The sequence below is a fragment of the Tateyamaria pelophila genome, assembly GCF_019966495.1.
Classification (GTDB): Bacteria; Pseudomonadota; Alphaproteobacteria; order Rhodobacterales; family Rhodobacteraceae; genus Tateyamaria; species Tateyamaria pelophila.
On record NZ_JAIMIA010000280.1, the window covers coordinates 1 to 2023 of the forward strand.

A 2023-nucleotide genomic window follows, 5' to 3' on the forward strand; every position below is an offset into this window, starting at 1 on the left:
TTGAACAGGAAGTTCGGGTGATAGCAGGTGCAGTCGAAATGTCCGTTCCAGACTGCGCCTTCTTGGTCCCCATGTGTCGGGCTGACCGAGCTGTCCATGTCCAGCACAATATACTTCAGCCCGTTGCGGTCATGAAACCGGTCAATCCATTGGCCGTTCAGATCAGACAGAGCCGCCCGGTTCTCTGCGGTCGCCAGTCCCTCGGTCTCGAACCGGCCCATCTGCGACGTGGATGCGGCCTGCGCATCGACGGCACGGCCACCGACAACCTGGCGCATCACGGGATCGAGCGCGAGACGGTCGGCGTCATTGACGTCCTCGTATCCTGCCAACCGGCCGTAGACCGATTGCCGAAACAGCCCGTCGAGCCGGTGGATCGTGTTCTTGCCACGGCGATTATCGCACAGGGCAGCAGACGCCAGATTGGACAGACCGAGCGCGTCATCAAGCTCGCGCATCACCAGAAGGCCGCCATCCGAACTGAGCTGAGCGCCCCGGAATTCCAGCCGCACGCGAGGGTCAAAATCCACACGATCTGCCCGCTGCAAGCCCGCACCCTCTGGGTGATCCATGAAACACATCCTCCGCAGCAACCAACGCCATGATATATATAGAAAATATCACGTTCAAGACAGCGAAATCAGAGATCCACTTGGGGAATGCGGGTTACTAGGTATCTAAGCAGCTGTAAAATCTCAGCTTAACCATTTTAAGGAAAACACATGAGCTTCAGAAAGTCTATTAATCTATCTATCGATGGCGAGGTTGCCGCTGAACTTGAGGTTGCTTTCATGGAAAATGAAAACGAACCAGACAAATTCACCGTAACGGTTAGGCGAGAAAACCACGGCCCTTCGGATGCAGAAGCGATTTGGCACGTCCAACAGACAGACGGAAATTTCTCCTTACAAGTTACCGCTCAGAATGTTGCATCTGGTATCTGTCTTGCGGGCTGCCTTTCGGGCATTGTCACTGGTGCGGGTCCAAAGGTGGATTGTTTAAAGAAGGCAAAGTCTCGCAAGGATGTTAGGAACTGCATAAATCAGCATGGTGTTTGGCAAGCGGTAGGCGCACTTAGCTGCATCTATGGGTGTATGCATGTATGAGTTAACCAGCGTGCCATATCTTAGCTTGTGGATGTCACGGCACGAAACGGTCCTATCTGCCGGTGACTGAAACGGATGAGTTTTGGCTATTCTGCGATGAACAACGCGTGCCCCGCGTTCATCGCAAAAAAGCATGCCGAACCAGTCATAGCTGTCAACATCAGGACAGAGATGCGAGTCGTGCTGCTGCGACGGAAGCGCGCCCATCTTGTCTCGCTCGAATCTCGGTATTCGTGTTGGCCCGACAATGCCCATCCTCGCCATGCCCAGTACAGAGCGAGGGCCAGGGCAAAGATCAGCAGGCTAGTTGATCCGAAGCGCACGGAACTCGGAAGTATGTCCGCAACAAACAGTACAACGCTGAGGATCAGAGCGAATGCGGCGACAGCTATTGTTGGCAGGCTAAACCCAAGCCCGCATTCCCCAAGTAGATCTCTGATTTCGCTGTCTTGAACGTGATATTTTCTATATATATCATGGCGTTGGTTGCTGCGGAGGATGTGTTTCATGGATCACCCAGAGGGTGCGGGCTTGCAGCGGGCAGATCGTGTGGATTTTGACCCTCGCGTGCGGCTGGAATTCCGGGGCGCTCAGCTCAGTTCGGATGGCGGCCTTCTGGTGATGCGCGAGCTTGATGACGCGCTCGGTCTGTCCAATCTGGCGTCTGCTGCCCTGTGCGATAATCGCCGTGGCAAGAACACGATCCACCGGCTCGACGGGCTGTTTCGGCAATCGGTCTACGGCCGGTTGGCAGGATACGGGGACGTCAATGACGCCGACCGTCTCGCGCTCGATCCCGTGATGCGCCAGGTTGTCGGTGGCCGTGCCGTCGATGCGCATGCCGCATCCACGTCGCAGATGGGCCGGTTCGAGACCGAGGGACTGGCGACCGCAGAGAACCGGGCGGCTCTGTCTGA

At 56.0% G+C, this 2023-nt stretch carries 3 protein-coding genes; 2 read left to right on the forward strand and 1 reads right to left on the reverse strand.

The genetic code is table 11. The features are described from left to right. On the reverse strand, positions 1 to 572 hold a 572-nt coding region (locus LC354_RS27615), incomplete at its 3' end, for a transposase (RefSeq protein ID WP_223429129.1). Positions 573 to 722: 150 nt separating this feature from the next. Here LC354_RS27615 and LC354_RS27620 point away from each other — a divergent pair. Further along, complete coding sequence (locus LC354_RS27620) at positions 723 to 1106, forward strand: hypothetical protein (protein ID WP_223429130.1); 384 nt, start codon at positions 723 to 725, stop codon at positions 1104 to 1106. A 507-nt stretch (positions 1107 to 1613) separates the two neighbouring features. After that, positions 1614 to 2023 (forward strand): transposase (locus LC354_RS27625; protein WP_223421634.1); only part of this gene is annotated, 410 nt, incomplete at its 3' end.

Coding starts and splice junctions, on each gene's coding strand:
- LC354_RS27620 (WP_223429130.1), top strand. CDS start 723: ATGAGCTTCAGAAAGTCTATTAATCTATCTATCGATGGCGAGGTTGCC.